Origin of the sequence: Pontibacter sp. BAB1700, from assembly GCF_000277005.1 — a bacterium.
Classification (GTDB): Bacteria; Bacteroidota; Bacteroidia; order Cytophagales; family Hymenobacteraceae; genus Pontibacter; species Pontibacter lucknowensis.
Window position 1 is genome coordinate 1 of the sequence record NZ_AKIS01000093.1, and the last position, 16,607, is coordinate 16,607.

Annotated in this window: 13 protein-coding genes and 2 pseudogenes; 6 read left to right on the forward strand and 9 right to left on the reverse strand. The window is 50.1% G+C overall.

Features of this window, described 5'->3' with window-relative positions:
* The first annotated feature begins 618 nt into the window (after window positions 1-618).
* The gene (locus O71_RS11635; RefSeq protein WP_155800836.1) at window positions 619-1,794 is read left to right on the forward strand and encodes a pyridoxal phosphate-dependent aminotransferase; all 1,176 of its coding nucleotides are present in this window, start codon (window positions 619-621) and stop codon (window positions 1,792-1,794) included.
* Complete coding sequence (locus tag O71_RS27255; RefSeq protein WP_007656858.1) at window positions 1,791-3,767, forward strand: prephenate dehydrogenase; 1,977 nt, start codon at window positions 1,791-1,793, stop codon at window positions 3,765-3,767. The genes O71_RS11635 and O71_RS27255 overlap by 4 nt, the downstream gene beginning before the upstream one ends.
* Window positions 3,768-3,842: 75 nt before the next feature.
* Here O71_RS27255 and O71_RS27260 read toward each other — a convergent pair whose 3' ends face one another.
* From O71_RS27260 to O71_RS25650, 9 genes and pseudogenes are all read right to left on the reverse strand, one after another.
* Complete coding sequence (locus tag O71_RS27260) at window positions 3,843-4,457, reverse strand: hypothetical protein (protein ID WP_040574207.1); 615 nt, start codon at window positions 4,455-4,457, stop codon at window positions 3,843-3,845.
* A pseudogene (locus O71_RS27265) lies at window positions 4,406-5,088 on the reverse strand (GTP-binding protein). Before O71_RS27265 ends, O71_RS27260 begins: the two are co-directional and overlap by 52 nt.
* Window positions 5,089-5,091: 3 nt before the next feature.
* Window positions 5,092-5,997, reverse strand: coding sequence for a sulfate adenylyltransferase subunit CysD (gene cysD, locus O71_RS11660; protein WP_007656866.1), 906 nt, complete (start codon window positions 5,995-5,997; stop codon window positions 5,092-5,094).
* 1 nt (window position 5,998) lies between these two features.
* Window positions 5,999-6,721: a phosphoadenylyl-sulfate reductase gene (locus O71_RS11665; RefSeq protein ID WP_007656867.1), complete on the reverse strand. Its 723-nt coding sequence runs from the start codon at window positions 6,719-6,721 to the stop codon at window positions 5,999-6,001.
* Window positions 6,687-6,980, reverse strand: a complete 294-nt coding sequence (locus tag O71_RS11670) for a DUF2061 domain-containing protein (RefSeq protein WP_007656868.1) — start codon at window positions 6,978-6,980, stop codon at window positions 6,687-6,689. Before O71_RS11670 ends, O71_RS11665 begins: the two co-directional genes overlap by 35 nt.
* 105 nt (window positions 6,981-7,085) lie before the next feature.
* A pseudogene (locus O71_RS11675) lies at window positions 7,086-7,506 on the reverse strand (Rrf2 family transcriptional regulator).
* 221 nt (window positions 7,507-7,727) lie between these two features.
* A complete protein-coding gene (locus O71_RS24295) occupies window positions 7,728-7,910 on the reverse strand; it encodes a cytochrome c (RefSeq protein ID WP_007656870.1) in 183 nt (60 codons plus the stop codon).
* 271 nt (window positions 7,911-8,181) lie between these two features.
* Complete coding sequence (locus O71_RS11685) at window positions 8,182-8,910, reverse strand: LytTR family DNA-binding domain-containing protein (RefSeq protein WP_007656871.1); 729 nt, start codon at window positions 8,908-8,910, stop codon at window positions 8,182-8,184.
* On the reverse strand, window positions 8,879-9,541 hold the full coding sequence (locus O71_RS25650) for a sensor histidine kinase (protein WP_237717822.1): 663 nt from the start codon (window positions 9,539-9,541) through the stop codon (window positions 8,879-8,881). The genes O71_RS11685 and O71_RS25650 overlap by 32 nt, the downstream gene beginning before the upstream one ends.
* A gap of 634 nt (window positions 9,542-10,175) precedes the next feature.
* Here O71_RS25650 and O71_RS11695 point away from each other — a divergent pair.
* The 4 genes from O71_RS11695 to O71_RS11705 all read left to right on the forward strand — a co-directional run bounded on the left by O71_RS11695 (window position 10,176) and on the right by O71_RS11705 (window position 16,521).
* Complete coding sequence (locus O71_RS11695; protein WP_007656873.1) at window positions 10,176-11,096, forward strand: ABC transporter ATP-binding protein; 921 nt, start codon at window positions 10,176-10,178, stop codon at window positions 11,094-11,096.
* A 20-nt stretch (window positions 11,097-11,116) separates the two neighbouring features.
* Window positions 11,117-12,595, forward strand: coding sequence for an ABC transporter permease (locus O71_RS25655; RefSeq protein WP_237717823.1), 1,479 nt, complete (start codon window positions 11,117-11,119; stop codon window positions 12,593-12,595).
* A gap of 61 nt (window positions 12,596-12,656) precedes the next feature.
* The gene (locus O71_RS25660) at window positions 12,657-14,723 is read left to right on the forward strand and encodes a M1 family metallopeptidase (protein WP_237717824.1); all 2,067 of its coding nucleotides are present in this window, start codon (window positions 12,657-12,659) and stop codon (window positions 14,721-14,723) included.
* Window positions 14,724-14,811: 88 nt separating this feature from the next.
* Window positions 14,812-16,521, forward strand: a complete 1,710-nt coding sequence (locus tag O71_RS11705) for an arylsulfatase (RefSeq protein ID WP_007656875.1) — start codon at window positions 14,812-14,814, stop codon at window positions 16,519-16,521.
* Window positions 16,522-16,607 lie beyond the last annotated feature (86 nt).

Sequence of the window (16,607 nt, forward strand, 5' to 3'; positions counted from 1 at the left end):
CGGTGATGGCCATCCAGTTCTTGCCGTGCAGCACTGGCTTCTGGGTCTGCTGCGCAGCCGCCGGAAAGAGGGGCAAGGCTAGTAGGCAGAGTGATATGAGTCTTTTCATTTGTTAAAGTTTAGGGTATCAATTTAGCTAAAAACAGAGTGCCTCACAACTGAGCTGGAATTTGATCGCTTACCAGCTGTAATCTTTAACCTAATGTAATATCAACAGTATACATCAACCATGGCTATCGAAACCCTTGAAAAAAATCAGCCATAATTTTTTGATTGTAAGGATTATATCAGATATTAGCCAGCAGAAATGAACACAGCGCACAACCATATCGCCTATTATAGCTATCACTATTTTACTTTATGTAAATAAGGGCGGCGATGCTTTAGGTTGACAAACAGCTATAAATCAGAGGCCTCCCGATCGGAGGCTTTTTTTATTCAGATACATGACAGCGAACCAGAACAACTATTTTACTTTTTACTATTACTACTTCTATCGCAGGAAGCAGGCGGGATTTCTATGGTAAAAAGCATTCGTTGTTTTGCACTTACAAAGAGTCCCCTTCCGGCGGACTCTTTTTTTATTTAAAGCAATTGATAAGCACCTTAAAAAAGCAGATAGTGAACATAGCAGACAGATACGGGGATGTGCAGGAGTACTACTTCTCACAAAAATTACGGGAGGTCGCGCAACTCAACGCAGCCGGCAAAAATGTGATCAACCTGGGTATTGGCAGCCCCGATATGGCCCCACCCCGGCAGGCAGTAGAAGCACTGTGCGCGGCGGCCCATAATGGCAACGCACACGGCTATCAGGGTTACAAGGGTACACCGGCCCTACGGCAGGCCTTCAGCGATTGGTACGCTACCTACTATGCGGTTGCCCTGGACCCGGAAACAGAAGTGCTGCCGCTGATGGGCTCGAAGGAAGGCATCACCTATATTTCCAACGCCTACCTGAATGCCGGGGATGAAGTGTTGGTACCCAACCCCGGATACCCGGCCTACAGCGCCGCAACCAAAGCGGCCGGTGGGGTGGTGCGGCATTACAATTTACGGGAAGAGACAGGTTGGCTGCCAAACCTGGAGGAATTGCAGCAGCAGGATTTAAGCAGGGTAAAGCTCATGTGGGCGAACTACCCGCACATGCCTACCGGAGCGAAGGCAAGCAAAGCCGCCCTGGCTCAACTCGTGGACTTTGCAGAGCGCCATGATATCCTGCTCTGCCACGATAACCCCTACAGCTTTATCCTCATCGACAGGCCCGAAAGTATCCTCTCAGTCAAGGGTGTTACAGCGCATGTGCTGGAGCTGAACTCGCTGAGCAAATCGCATAACATGGCTGGCTGGCGGGTGGGTGTGCTGACTGGCCATCCCCAGCACATCGCGAATGTGTTGATCGCGAAAAGCAATGTCGATTCAGGTATGTTCCTGGGTATACAGCAGGCCGCCATCGAGGCTTTAAAACAACCCCAGGCCTGGTTTGAAGAACTGAACACGCACTATGCGGAGCGGCGGAAGCTAGTTTGGCAAATCATGGAAACGCTGGATTGCAGGTATAGCACAGAGCAGGCAGGACTGTTTGTGTGGGGGCGCCCACCGGAAGAAGTCAATGTGGAGCAACTGGTAAATGAACTCCTCTACGAGGCAGGGGTCTTTATCACGCCTGGTTTCATCTTCGGAACGAACGGGCAGCGCTATATCCGGGTGTCGCTGTGTGCTGACAACGGGCAGCTGCAAAGAGCATTGGAAAGAATCAAAGCATTTAAAAATATTAAAATCAAAAAGTCATGATCGTAGGCATAGTAGGTATCGGACTGATTGGGGGCTCCATGGCCATGGACCTCCGGCAACGTGGCTTTGCCACTAAAATAATCGGAACAGACAACAACCCGGAGCACATCTGGATCGCAAAAAGTACAGGCATTATACAGGAAGAGGGCAGTCTGGCAGATCTGGCCAAAAGCTGTGATCTGATCATTGTGGCCACGCCGGTTGATGTTTCCCCGGGTATCGTGCTGACACTTTTAGACCAGGTAAAAGACGGATCCGTCGTGCTGGATGTGGGCTCTACAAAAGAGCAGATCTGCCAGGCCGTTGCGAGCCATCCGCGCAGAGAGCAGTTCGTTGCCTGCCACCCGATTGCCGGCACCGAAAACACTGGTCCGGGAGCGGCACATCACAAGCTCTTCGACCACAAAGTGAATATTATCTGCAACGCAGAGGCCTCCGGTGTAGCGACTGTACGGGTAGCGGAAGAAGTGTTTGGCGTCCTGAAAATGGAAACGGTGCACATGGAGGCCCGTGAACACGACCGCCACATCGCCTTTGTTTCGCATTTGTCACACATCACCTCCTTTGCCCTTGGCCTGACGGTGCTTAAAATCGAAAAAGACGAGAAGAGCATTTTTAATATGGCTGGTAGTGGTTTTGCCTCCACCGTGCGACTGGCCAAAAGCTCTCCGGATATGTGGGCACCCATCTTCAGCCAGAATGCAGGTCATGTATCGGCGGCATTGGATGCGTACATCGATCAGCTGCTGCTTTTCAAGGAAACGATCGACGAAGGACTTAGCTCCGAAACCTACGACATGATCTCTAATGCCAACCAGATCAGCCGCATACTGGATGGCATCGAACTCAAGAATCGGCAGAAACCCTTTGCTCGGCCACTCACCGGCAAAGACAAACTGGAGATTGCCCCGATCAGCACCTGGCTGCCCGATCTGCAGCGGCCCTTGGTGATCAGCGGGCCCTGCAGCGCCGAAACAGAGGAGCAGGTGATGGAAACCTGCCAGCAACTGGCTGCCACAAGCAAGGTGGATGTGCTGCGAGCCGGCATCTGGAAACCACGCACACGTCCCAATAACTTTGAAGGCATCGGCACAGTAGGGCTGGAATGGCTGCGTAAAGCGAAGGAGACGACAGGTATGAAAATAGCGGTGGAGGTGGCCAATAAGCAGCATGTGGAGGATGCGCTCAAATATGGCGTGGACATTCTCTGGATCGGGGCGCGCACGACGGTCAATCCTTTTTCGGTGCAGGAAATCGCAGATGCCCTGCAAGGTATAGACGTGCCGGTGTTGGTAAAGAATCCGATCAACGCTGACCTGGAGCTTTGGATCGGGGCGCTGGAGCGTTTGAGTGGAGCCGGTATTACCAAACTGGGTGCCATCCATCGGGGCTTCGCCAAGTATGGCGAAACCAGGTTCCGAAACGCACCGCAGTGGCAGCTGCCTATTGAGCTGAAAAGGCGCATGCCTGACCTGCCTATGATCTGTGACCCGAGCCATATCTGCGGCAACCGGGAATTGCTGGCCGAAATTTCGCAGCAGGCAATGGACCTGAACTATACCGGACTGATGCTGGAAAGCCACATTGATCCGGACAAGGCATGGAGCGACGCCAAACAGCAGGTGACGCCTGAGCGTCTGGCCGAGATCATAGACGGGCTGGTGCTCCGGAACGGCTATGGCGGTAAAGTGGAGGTGGATGACACCTTGCAGGAGCTGCGCAGTCAGGTAGATCAGTTCGACAGTGAGTTGTTCACCCTGCTGTCACAACGAATGCAGGTGGTGGAGAACATTGGCAGGTATAAAAAGGAAAACAAGCTGACCATTTTGCAGGCGTCCCGTTGGAACGACGTGTTGGAGAGATCCTTTGAGCGGGGAGAGAAATTGGGCCTGAGCCGGGACTTTATTCATAAGTATCTCAAAGCCGTGCACCAGGAGTCGATCCATCACCAAAGCGCGATCATGAATGCGTAATAGGGACAGGTATAGAAAAAGGGATTGAAGCAGGTGGTTACCGCTTCAATCCCTTTTTAGTTTATAAGCACGGAATTATCTGATCAAGCCAACCCCAACCGTCGAATTTGTCCCCTCGTCGATGAGGATGAAAGCACCGTTTGCTCTGTTTTCAGTAAAAGAATCGTAAAAAACTTCTTTTGCTGTTTTCAGTTGCACGTCGGCAATCTCGTTTAGCTTCAGCTCACTTACAGCGCTATCTGCACCAAGGGTCGCCACGTCTATCAGGTTGGAGAGTGCGCTGACTTTGGCTCTGGAAGTATTTACCCCATGCTGCAGCAGGTATGTACCGCCCACACGTAGTGGCTTTTTGTCCATCCAGCAGATGGTGGCCGCGAGCTGTCTGCTTTGCTGTGGCAATTGGCTGATCGGCACGATCATATCGCCCCGGCTGATGTCCACGTCATCCTCTAGCAGTAAGCTGATAGATTCTTTGGCCTGCGCTGCCTCTATCTCACGCCCAAACTTTTCGATTTTGGCAATGGTAGTTTCCTGTCCGCTTGGCAGTACAACCACCCGTTCGCCCTTGCGCAACAGTCCGCTGGCTACCTTGCCAGCGTAGGCTCTGTAGTCATGAAACTCTTCTGACTTCGGTCGTACTACATACTGTACCGGGAAACGGCTTGCTTCCTCTGACAGGTGCTGTTCCAAAGGCATGGCCTCCAGCAAACTAAGTAGTGATACCCCTTCGTACCAGGCATGTGCGCTGACTGACGCACGAGGTTTTCGCCGTATAGGGAGGACACAGGTATAAAGCTGATCTCCTGTCCCGGAAAACGAACCTTTTCAGCAAAGGCCATGAAGGCGGCCTTTATTTCCTCAAATTTAGTTTGGTCGTAGTCTACCAGGTCCATCTTGTTCACGCAAACCACTACATTCGGAATGCGCAGCAGACAGGAAATATAAAAGTGACGGAAAGTCTGTTCCACCACACCGTTGCGGGCATCTACCAGGATCATGGAGACATTGGCGTTGGAGGCGCCGTCACCATGTTGCGGGTATACTCAAAATGCCCTGGTGTGTCGGCTATGATAAACTTACGGGTAGGAGTGGAGAAGTAAATGTGCGCTACGTCAATCGTGATGCCTTGCTCACGTTCTGCTATCAGGCCGTCTGTCAGCAGCGAAAGGTCCACGTAGTCGAGGCCTTTCTTTTTGCTGCTTGCCATGATAGCCTCCAGCTTATCGGTGGTGATCGAATTGGTCTCGAACAGGAGTCGACCGATCAGGGTGCTTTTCCCATCATCCACACTTCCGGCGGTTGCAATTTTTAGAACGTCCATACCTTAAAAATATCCTGCTTGCTTTCTTTTTTCCATGGCCGCCTCGGAGCGCTTGTCGTCTATGCGGGCACCTCTTTCTGATACTGTGGCGCTTAGTATTTCTGCAATAATGTCCTCGATCGCAACGGCAGTTGACTCCACCGCAGCCGTACAGGTCATATCTCCCACCGTCCTGAAGCGGACCAGGCGGGTGCTTACCGACTCTTCTTCTGACATGTTCATGAAAGGGGAATAGGGAAGTATCTGCCCGTCACGCTCAAAGGTTTCGCGCTCGTGTGAGTAGTAAATGGAAGGTATAGCCAGTTGCTCTTCTCTGATGTAGTTCCACACATCCAGCTCTGTCCAATTGCTGATCGGGAACACGCGCACATTCTCGCCCATATTGATTTTGCCGTTCAGCATATCGAACAGCTCCGGGCGCTGCTTTTTGGCGTCCCATTCGCCGAAGTCGTTTCTTACCGAGAAGATACGCTCCTTGGCACGGGCTTTCTCTTCGTCGCGGCGTGCGCCACCGATGCAGGCGTCAAAGCCAAACTCCTCGATTGCGTCCAGCAGCGTAACGGTCTGCAGCACGTTGCGGCTGGCGTATTTTCCTGTTTCTTCCGTTACTTTTTGTTGGTCGATGCTGTCCTGCACATAGCGCACGATCAGCTCCAGGCCCAACTCTGCTACCAGTTCGTCCCGGAATTGGATGGTTTCTTCAAAGTTATGCCCCGTGTCGACGTGCAATAGGGGAAAGGGTATTTTGCCTGGGTAGAATGCTTTGTAGGCAAGTCTTACCAGTGTGATCGAGTCTTTTCCGCCGGAGAACAGGAGTACAGGTTTTTCAAACTGTGCGGCGACCTCTCTGATGATGTAGATCGCCTCGTCTTCCAGTTCTCTGGGGAATACAGCGTTGTGAATAGCCATATTAGTTTTGTTTATTTAAATAATTTGCATGCAGACCGCATTCCTTCTGAGTCTGTTCCCACCACCACCTTCCGGCACGCGGTTCTTCCCCTGGCAATATGGCCCGGGTGCAGGGAGCGCAACCTATGCTGACATAGCCCTGATCATGGAGCTGATTGTAGGGTACCGCGTTATCCTGCAAGTATGCGATCATCTCATCATAAGACCAGTTGATGATCGGGTTGAATTTGATGACCTGAAACGCCTCGTCCCACTCCAGTAAACTGAAGCTGCTGCGGTTGGCACTCTGGCCGGAGCGCAGTCCGGTTACCCAAACGTCCACTCCCTGCAATGCTCTCGTCAGCGGCAGTACCTTACGGACCTGGCAGCAGGCTTTGCGGTTATCAACTGAGTCGTAAAATCCATTTATACCTTGTTTTGCAACAAGCGACTCCACGTCGGAAGCTTGCGGAAAAAAGGGCTCTATTTTGCGTTTATACTTGTATTCGGTATCTGCCCATAAGGTGTAGGTTTCCTGAAACAGGCGGCCTGTGTCGAGCGAGAAGATTATGATCGGAAGCTGGTCAGAGAAGATGGCGTGCGTGATGACCTGATCCTCCTGACCAAGCGCTGTCGAAAAAGCAACTTTGCCGGGAAATCGTTTGGCTACCCAGGCCAGTGCTTCGGAAAGGGACAGGTCTGCCAGTTCATCAAGCAGCGACGGTATTTGATTTTTGGAGTTCATTGGCTTCTTTTTTTACTGTGAATCGTTCCCAGATCCGTTCGTGGACATAGTAGAGCAGGATCTTGCTGAATACCTCAATCGAACCGATCGAGAACGCCATTTTAAGCTCACCTGTGATCAGGTAAGAAATGACAATGGTATCAAAAGTGCCCAGGACACGCCATGAAATGGCCTTGGCGACACTTTTGAATTTGCTGTCCTTCTTCTGCGGACTCTGCTTTTTATTAAAAGCTTTTTGGAGATATCGGTCTAGTAGCATAGCGCTGCATTGTGTGCCAAAACTACACAAAACCTACAAACTTAGTAGGGTAATAAAGTAAAAAAAACTAAAATCAGCTATGTTTAATATTTAAGAGGCTGTTTTTCAATTGTTTGAGGTGATCAGGTCGGAGAGGGTTTTGTTCTCGACCACAGACAGGGTCTGGTCACGCACCTGGCACATGATGATGTGCATGTTACAGGTGGCCTCGTCGGGGCAGTCGGTAGCACTTTTCGTAATAGTTGAGACTCACACAGGGCAACCAGGCGATGGGGCCATTGAGCAGGCGGATGATCTTGGCCAGTGTGATCTCTTCCGGTTTTTTAATAAGATAATACCCGCCGCCTTTGCCTTTTTTGCTGCCCAGTATACCTGCCTTCTTCAGCTCAAGCAGAATGTTCTCGAGAAACTTATGTGAGATATTCTTACTGGCGGCGATTTCCTGGATAAGCACAGCACCCTTATCCTGATTTTCTGCCAGGTAGGTGAGCGCATGGAAAGCATACTTTGTTTTCTTGGATAACATAAGGAAGATCGGTGTCAGCTGGTCTGCTTTTGGAAGAGTAGGCTGTGTTATCACAAAATTAAGAAGCTTTGGACAGAATACCAGTATAGGCGTAAAAGATTGCAGGTATAGCAGAACGGAGTTGCTGCGCTGACAGCTGCCCAGAACCACGAAATTTGTGCAGATGGGGCTTATACCTGCTTCTTTCTCAAGCACTATACCTGCCACTACTGCTGTATACTTTATCTGGAGACCAGGTTTTCGTCCAGGGGCTTGTTCTTTTTCATGACCTTGATGTAGCGCACGAGGGCATCCAGGTCCTCGTCAGGTATTTCGTGTTCTTTGAAAGAGGGCATTCTTCCCAGACCCAGTAGGAACGCCTTGCTTCGTACCCTGAACTTAATCAGGCCACCTGGCAGGGGCACATTATTGACTGGCGGACTGCCCTCTGAGCTTGTAGCAGCCCTGCAGAAGCAGTAAGCTTAGCATAGATATGATCGTGAATGCGGAAGGCCTGTAAAATTTTTTCATAGACAAGATGCTTCGTGTTAAATGTAACATTCACAATTAGTTACGATCCTAATGTTACGTAATTTGTGCTGCCAGAGTAGCGCTTAATCACGGAATAATTAAACTGCAGCAGGAAGTGATGTGAAGCGGCTTTTGTTGCCTACATGAAAGTAGTATTCTTCCAGTTTAGGACAATCCTCTCAGTTTTTTGTAAAAGCTTTCATGATAAGAATCACTTATCGGGATGAGATGATCTGCTATTCTGATCCTGTTCTTTTCAATGTGATCTATCTTATCAATAGCTACCATGAACGACCTGTGCACCCGGGCAAAGTCCTGGGCAGGCAACAGCTCTTCAAGCTTGGCGAAACTTAGCAAGGTCATGATTTTCTCTTTGGCTGTGTGTATCCGCAAGTAGTCTTTCATCCCCTCAACGAAGAGAATGTCTCCCGTGTCAATTTTCTGGATACGGTGCCCCACCTTCAGAAAAATATGGGCCTGCTCCTGTTTAAGGTCCACTAAATTGTCCTTCTTTTCCGGTTGATGCCGGCTGCCTTGTTCCTGGTAGAGGCGCAGTACACTTTTGTAGAAACGCTCAAAAGAAAAGGGCTTCACCAGGTAATCTCTCACCTCCAGGTCAAAAGCTTTTAAGGCATACTGATCATAGGCGGTTGTCAGGATGATCATGGGTTTTGGGTTGAGCATAGGTATAAAGCTCAGGCCATCCAGGTCTGGCATGTTAATATCCAGGAACAGCAGGTCGGGTCTATCTTTCTCAAGTTGGGCAGTTGCTTCCAGGGGGCTCATAAAGGTGCCTTTCAGCTCCAGAAACGGAACTTTGGACAGATACTCTTCCAGTATTTCCTGAGCCAGGTGCTCGTCATCAATTATATAACAGCTGAGCTTCTCTTTCATGCGCTTGCGTGTGCAGATCGTGGATTTTTAATGTAACTATAAAAATTTCACCCAGGTTATCTATCTCCAGACTGTGCTTTTCAGGGTACAATAGCGCCAGTCTTTTCCGGACATTCGGTAGCCCAATGCCACCCGGCTCCTCTAAAGCATTGCCTGCCTTATTTCCGGCCGGGTTCTGGATACGGAAGGTAAGTGTATTTTCTTTTATCTCTACACGCACTTTTATAGCGCCTGGTTCCAGTCGGGCAGGACTGTGTTTGTAGGCATTCTCCAGGAGGTGTATGAACAGCAGCGGAGCAATGTGGCAGGATGCAATGTCTCCTTCTACTTCCAGGTCCACCACCGGACTACTTTTATAACGGAGCTGCTGCAATCCAACATAATCCTGCAGGTAGTGCATCTCTCTTGAAAGGGGCACCGTGGCGGCATTTGACTCATAGATCATGTATCGCATCAGGGATGAAAGACGAAGTACGGCTTCTGGTGCTGTCGATGCCTGTTTGTAAACCAGCGTGTGGATGTTGTTTAAGGTATTGAACAGAAAGTGTGGATTGATCTGCGATTTGAGGTAATGTAGCTCTGACTCCACTGCCTGCTTCTCCAGTTGCTCTTTTTTTATCGTATTAAGCACCAGGTTTTCTGTAACCCTGGCCAACCATCCGAGAAATGTAAAGAGAGGTACTATAGTGACTAAGGTCATTATGTAGTACTGGAAGAAATCTTGCCATACCTCCATTGCTCTTGGATGTAAATACAAGAAGGGCAGAGGGCCTATCAGCACAATGGCTATGAGCCTGCGGTAATAATCTCCTCTCTTCTTCTTTCCCGGGTAGGTTGTCAGCAGATAGAAATTGCCGTAAAAAACAAGCAAGCATGTCAGGATGAAACCAGTGGTTAAGGTAGGCCAGTGGTCACCTTCATTGCTTAGCTGCAAGCTGGCCAGCAGGATAAACAGTGTCCACAGCACAACGTGGACCTGCACAAAGATCTTTTTCACTCTCTCCATAAAGCAAAGATATTTTTCCCGGACACTATCTTACCATCTACTCGGCAGTTGCCTGATTCCAATCTACGAAAACCCCTATTGGCGCTGCAAGCGCTTTGGCGGAAGCATTGCAGCACTTGGTAGATTAATATACAGCAATAGCATATCGCTTTTTGATATCCAGTGGTGTGTTTTTTCCTTTATTCTGAAAACGAGGGGGAAGGCCCTATTAAAGTGCTTTTCTTTCTTCCTGAACAAGCATAATAAAAACAGAAGAACTATGGAAAATCAGCAGATCAGCCTGTCCATCCGGAATATCTCCAAAACCTACGCTAACGGGGTAAAGGCATTAGACAATGTTTCGCTGCACATACCGCCGGGCATGTATGGCCTGCTGGGACCTAACGGTGCCGGCAAGTCCACACTGATGCGCACACTGGCCACGCTGCAGGACCCGGATGAAGGAAGCATACAACTGGGCGAAATAGATGTGCTACGCCAGAAAGAAGAGGTGCGCCAAACGCTGGGCTATTTGCCACAGGAGTTCGGTGTCTACCCAAAAGTAAATGCAGAGGATTTGCTTGATTACTTCGCCGTTTTGAAAGGCATTACCAGCCGCGCTGCCCGCAAAGAAGTAGTGGAGCGTTTACTTAGACAGACAAACCTATGGGACAAGCGCCGGCAGAAGTTGGGCGGCTATTCCGGTGGTATGAAGCAGCGCTTTGGGGTGGCGGTGGCGTTGCTGGGCAACCCTAAATTGCTTATCGTGGATGAACCCACGGCAGGCCTGGACCCGGCGGAGCGCGTGCGTTTCCTGAACCTGCTTAGTGAGTTAGGTGAGAACAGTGTGGTGATCCTATCAACGCATATTGTGGAAGACGTGAGTGAACTCTGCACCAACATGGCGATCATCAACAAAGGGAAAATTTTACTAGAGGCTGAGCCGATGCAGGCTGTAGATGCACTCAAAGAGCGTATCTGGCGCAAACTGGTCTCTAAAAACGAGTTGCATGCACTTGGGGAGGAGCACCAGGTTATTTCTGCCAAACTGTTTAGCGGTCGCACTATTGTACATATTTACAGTGAGGAGAGCCCGGGAAACGGTTATGAGTTGGTGGAGCCGGACCTGGAAGATGTATACTTTAGCACCATGGCGGGCTTTAACACGTCCTGTCAGCAAGTGGAGGAGGTTAGCATATGAAGTTCCGGAAGATCTTTCAAATGGAGTTTGCCTACCAGATACGCAGCATCTCTACCTGGCTGTACTTTTGTATAGTAGCAGTACTTGCTTTTTTATGGGTAATCGCCAATTACTTAAGTGATGCCCGGGAAGGATACTTCTTACTGAATGCGCCTATTGTGATAGCGGCTGTCACCGCGCTATGCATTTTGTTCTGGCTTCCGTTAGGTGGATCCGTAGCAGGCGATGCAGCAGCCCGGGATGTGCAGACACGCATGCATTCGCTTACATATACCACACCAACCAGTAAAGCCACTTACCTGGGAGGGCGGTTCCTTGCCGCTTGTCTTCTCAATTTAATTGTTCTGCTCTCCATTCCGCTGAGCATTTTCTTCTCCCTGTACTTTACCGGTGTGGAGTCTGAAGTGATGGGGCCGTTCCGGTTAACAGCTTACCTGACCAGCTTTTTCTACCTGTTGGTTCCCAACATTTTTATTGTGACGGCCATTCAGTTTTCGTTGGCAGCGCTTACCCGTAGGGCCATGGCGAGCTACCTGGGTGGGGTGCTTCTCTTTGTGTGTGCCTTCGTTTTAGAGTTGGTTCTGCAAGATGCAAAAGCATGGGCAAATCTGATAGATCCCATCAATTTTAGCTTTGTTTTAAATCAAATGTCAGGCGAGTGGAGTCCTCTGGAAATGAATACGCGCCTGCTTGTAATGGAAGGGCCGTTACTCGTTAACCGCTTACTTTGGCTCAGCATTGCAGTTGGCTTATTGGCTTTCACTCATAGTCGCTTTAGGTTTGTTCAGCCTGCAACAAGTATTGGCAAGAAACAGCTTACGCAATCCGTAACAAACCTGCCAGAGCGGGAGTGGCTGAAATGGAGACCGGAGCATACATTAACACAGATAAGGGGTGTATTCGGTTTTACAACGCACATACAGCAGTTACGCGTCATTACCTTGAAGTCGTTTCTGCAGCTCGCAAAAAGTCGTATCGGGCTGCTGTTACTGTTGGTCCTTGCCCTGGTAGTAGGTTTAACCATACCCGAAAATATAGAGGCCAAAGATGTGCCCTTGCTACCCGGAACGGATCAGGTGATAAACTTCCTAACAGCACCTCTGGTAGAAATTAAGTCTTTCTGGATTTTGATTACCCTGCTTACCATTTTTTATACCGGAGAACTGGTTTGGAAGGAGCGAGAAGCAGGTATAAACGAAATCACCAACGCGACTCCGGTACCGGAATGGGTGTTGTTTCTGAGCAGGTTCCTGGCCTTAAGCTTTATGCTTCTGATTTGGCTAGCGTTCCTGATGACTGCAGGCATCGTTGCTCAGAAAACTATAGGTGGCGCACCGGTTGAGATCGGGCTGTACATGAAGACACTTTTCGGGCTTCAGTTGGTTGAATGTCTGCTTCTTGCACTGCTCGCGCTTGTGGTGCATGTGCTGGTCAATCAGAAATACCTCGGCCATTTTTTTTACGCTGCTTGCTTACGGGTTTATCGCGTTTGCCCCTAGTCTTGGCATTAGTCACAAGCTACTCATCTATAGCGCGAGCCCGGCCTGGTCGCACACGCATATGGCCGGCTTTAACTTATCGCTGGAGCCATGGCTGTGGTTTAAGCTATACTGGTTGTCGTGGGCGCTGTTGCTGGCTGTGGTGGCAAAACTGTGCTGGGTTCGGGGCCGGGAAGAAAAACTAAGGTCGCGGTTAAACCTGGTCAAAGGTCGCATCACTCGCCCTACGATCGTAGCTGCTACGGTGGCAGTAGCGGGTATACTGGGATTTGGGGGATTCGTTTTCTATAACACAAATATTCTGAACGACTACCTTTCTGCATCTGAAAAAGCGGAGCTGCAGGCACAGTATGAAAAGCTGTACGCAAAGTACTCCCTTATTCCGCAGCCCCGTCAGACGAGTGCCAGTCTGCAGGTGGAGCTATATCCGGAAGAAAGAAAAGCAACAGTTAAAGGGATATACCTGCTCGTAAACCAGCACAGGGAGCCAATCGATGCTATACATGTAGCCACTGCGCCGGGAGTTGAAACGAAGGCCATAAATTTTGACCAGTCTGCCGCCAGTTCACTTGAAGATGAAGTGCTGGGGTACCGCATTTATACTTTGCAAAAACCACTTCAGCCCGGTGATTCCCTGCAGCTCAGCTTTGAAGTGCAGGTAGGTGGACGTGGCTTTACGAACAGCGGCACTGATGTATCGGTAACACCGCACAGCACCAACTTCCGGAATTATGAATGGCCGCCCGCAATTGGCTATCAATCTTACCGGGAACTGGATGATGCCGTCTCCCGAAAAGAATACGGACTGGCCCCACGTCCCGCAACTCCTTCGCTCTATGATGTGGAGGCACGCCATAATTCGCCGTTTGCCGAGCGTATTTTATTTGAAGCCGTGGTGGGCACGGATGCAGACCAGGTGGTGGTGGCGCCCGGTGAGCTGCAGCGAACTTGGACGGAAGGTGAACGGCGCTACTTTCATTATGCGACAGCTGCTCCTATCCGGAATGAATACTATTTCTTCTCAGCCAACTATGCCGTGCATGAAGGGAAGTGGAAGAACACTGCAGCTGGATCGGGGCAGGATGTCAGCATACAGATTTACTATGATCCGGGTCAGACGCTTAACCTGAAGCGTATGATGAAAAGCGTGCAGGCTTCTTTAGAGTACTACAGCAGTCAATTCGGGGCTTACCCACACCGTTCGATCCGGTTCGTTGCTTATCCAGGATACGGGTTCGGAAATCATGCCGCACCGGTCAACATCACAGCAGGAGAAGCATTCTTTCTGATGAACCCTGATAAAGACAAGCGGAATTTTGACCTGGTAACGGCAGTGGTGGCACACGAGCTGGCGCACCAGTGGTGGGGCAACCAGCTTGACCCGGCCCATGCAGAGGGAGCAGGTTTGCTTTCCGAAAGCCTGGCCTGGTACTCGGCCATGGGGGTGCTGGAAGAGCATTATGGGCCGGAGCATCAAAAGCGGTTGCGAAGCTTTTTACTCGAGGAAAATGAAAACCCCAAAACACGTGCAGCTGTTCCGCTGCTGCAGGCAAATGACTGGTACCAAAATTATCGCAAAGGTCCTTTCGCGCTTTATGCGCTGAGTCAATACATCGGAAGGGATAAGGTAAACGGGGCGCTCCGTACTTTGCTGCAGAAGCATGGTTCCGGACAGCCTCCGCTGGCTACCTCACTTGATCTGTATCAGGAGCTGCAGGCGGTAACACCTGACTCTCTCCAAGCCCTGCTTCATGATCTTTTTGAGAAGAACACCTTTTGGGAGCTGAGTACTAAGCAGGCCACGGCCAGGCAGGTGCAACCCGGTAAGTGGCAGGTGACCCTTGATGTACAGGCACGGAAGTTTGTGGTTGACAGTATAGGAGTGGAGACTAGTTTACAGATGAAAGATTGGATAGAAGTTAGCGTATTTGCTCCTGCCAAATCAGATCAGAGTCAAGGAGAAGTGCTTTACCAGAAGAAGCATTTCATAAGTTCAGATAAGCAGACGATTACGGTGATGGTACAACGCAAACCTGCCCGTGCAGGCATAGATCCTGACAACCTGCTTATTGACTGGGAGTTAAATGACAATATCGTAGAGGTTCAGTTGGGAAAGAGCGTCCATTAACCATGGTAGTTTGACAGCCCTACTTTCAGATGCGACGTATTTATAAGCTGCCAAAAGCCGGCTGGTTATTTAGATAAGGTTATAGAAAATGGGAGCGAACTCGTATCAGCGACAACCTAATTTCCTGCTCATAGTAGTGGATGACATGGGCTATTCTGACTGCCAGCCTTTTGGCGGCGAGATCAGGACACCCAATTTGCAGCAGCTGGCGGACAACGGCGTCCGCTTCCGTAATTTCCATACCTCATCGTTGTGCGCCCCCACACGGGCCATGCTGCTGTCCGGCTGCGACAACCACCAGGCAGGTTTAGGCAATATGCCCACGGCACATGCCACCAATCAGTACATGCAGCCTGGCTACGAAGGCTACCTGACCAGGGACGTGCTCACAATTCCTGAGATACTGAAAGAGACCGGCTACCATACCTATATGGCGGGCAAGTGGCACCTGGGCGAACTGGAGGGGCAGCGGCCCCATGACAGGGGCTTTGAGCGGGTATTCTCTTTTTTAGGAGGTGGCGTCAGTCACTTCAACGATCAGCGTGCCCTGAGTGAATTTGAAGAGCCCCATACCAAATACTCTGAAAACGGAGAGACGGTCGCGCATCTGCCAGCTGACTTCTATACATCTGACTATTTTACTGATAAGATGATCCGGTATATAACGGAGCAGCAGGATGGCGATCCGTTTTTTGCCTACCTGGCTTTTACTGCGCCGCATGACCCCTTGCAGGTGCCGGATGCCTGGCTCGATAAATACAAAGGCGTGTATGACGGAGGGTACGATGCCATTCGGAAGCAGCGCCTGCAACAGATGAAGGAACTGGCACTGATACCGGATGAACTAACGAAGAACGAAGGCAGCGGCCACTTTGAGAAGTGGGAAGAGTTGACACAGGAAGAACAAAAAGAGGCGGCCAGGAAAATGGAGATCTATGCTGCCATGATTGAAAATCTGGACTGGAATCTGGGACGTTTGTTCGATAAGTTGAAAGATACCAACAAGTTTGACGATACCATCATTTTCTTTCTCTCCGATAACGGCGCCAATCCGAAGGAGCCTCACTTTTATGCCCCAAACACAAAAGAATCCATCGCAGAGGAGTATGACAACAGTTTAGAGAATATGGGCAGGATCAACTCGTTTGTTTCCATCGGTGGTGCCTGGGCCGAGGTGGCCAATACCCCTTTGTCGTACTTCAAACTCACAACCTACGAAGGCGGCACACAAACACCCTTTCTAGTCTCGGGCAGGCGCATGCACAAACGCGGCACGGTCACAGATGAGATGCTGCACGTTACAGATATTCTGCCCACCATACTGGACTATGCCAATGTTACCTACCCCAATAACAAGCCCGGCTTAAAGCCGCTTTACGGCACTTCGCTGAAGCCCTATCTGCAAGAGGAAACTAAACAGCCGGTGCGTACCGCTTTTGACGTACTGGGCTTTGAGATAACCGAGTGCAAAGCCATTTTGAAAGGGGACTGGAAGCTGATCTTTATGCCGCCACCCTACGGGAAGGGGGACGAATGGCATTTGTATAACCTGAAGGAGGACCTGAAAGAGGAAAACAATGTGGCTGCGAAGTTTCCGGAAAAATTCAGTGAATTGAAAGCTGAATGGAAAGCCTATGCGCTCTCGGTGGGGTACATCAAAGCCAGCGATGAACGGGCAGTAGACAAATTGGGTTATAAGGAGTTTTACCGCTTTGATCCGAAACACCGGATTGAGCTTGAAGGGGGAAAAGGAAATTCAGCGGGAAGCAGCCAGGAGCCCACTGGCCTGATGGATTGAAATACGCAGACCGTCCCGCGCCCGAAGAGTGGACCGAGCGGCTAAGCCAGATCGGTCCCCCGACGTCGGGTTACGTGAACCGCCGT

Bases quoted from the DNA above. Each gene is read 5' to 3' on its own strand.
- O71_RS27255 (WP_007656858.1), top strand. From the start codon at position 1,791: ATGATCGTAGGCATAGTAGGTATCGGACTGATTGGGGGCTCCATGGCC.
- cysD (WP_007656866.1), bottom strand. From the start codon at position 5,997: ATGGCTATTCACAACGCTGTATTCCCCAGAGAACTGGAAGACGAGGCG.
- O71_RS11665 (WP_007656867.1), bottom strand. From the start codon at position 6,721: ATGAACTCCAAAAATCAAATACCGTCGCTGCTTGATGAACTGGCAGAC.
- O71_RS11670 (WP_007656868.1), bottom strand. From the start codon at position 6,980: ATGCTACTAGACCGATATCTCCAAAAAGCTTTTAATAAAAAGCAGAGT.
- O71_RS11685 (WP_007656871.1), bottom strand. From the start codon at position 8,910: ATGAAAGAGAAGCTCAGCTGTTATATAATTGATGACGAGCACCTGGCT.
- O71_RS11695 (WP_007656873.1), top strand. From the start codon at position 10,176: ATGGAAAATCAGCAGATCAGCCTGTCCATCCGGAATATCTCCAAAACC.
- O71_RS25655 (WP_237717823.1), top strand. From the start codon at position 11,117: ATGGAGTTTGCCTACCAGATACGCAGCATCTCTACCTGGCTGTACTTT.
- O71_RS25660 (WP_237717824.1), top strand. From the start codon at position 12,657: ATGGCCGGCTTTAACTTATCGCTGGAGCCATGGCTGTGGTTTAAGCTA.
- O71_RS11705 (WP_007656875.1), top strand. From the start codon at position 14,812: ATGGGAGCGAACTCGTATCAGCGACAACCTAATTTCCTGCTCATAGTA.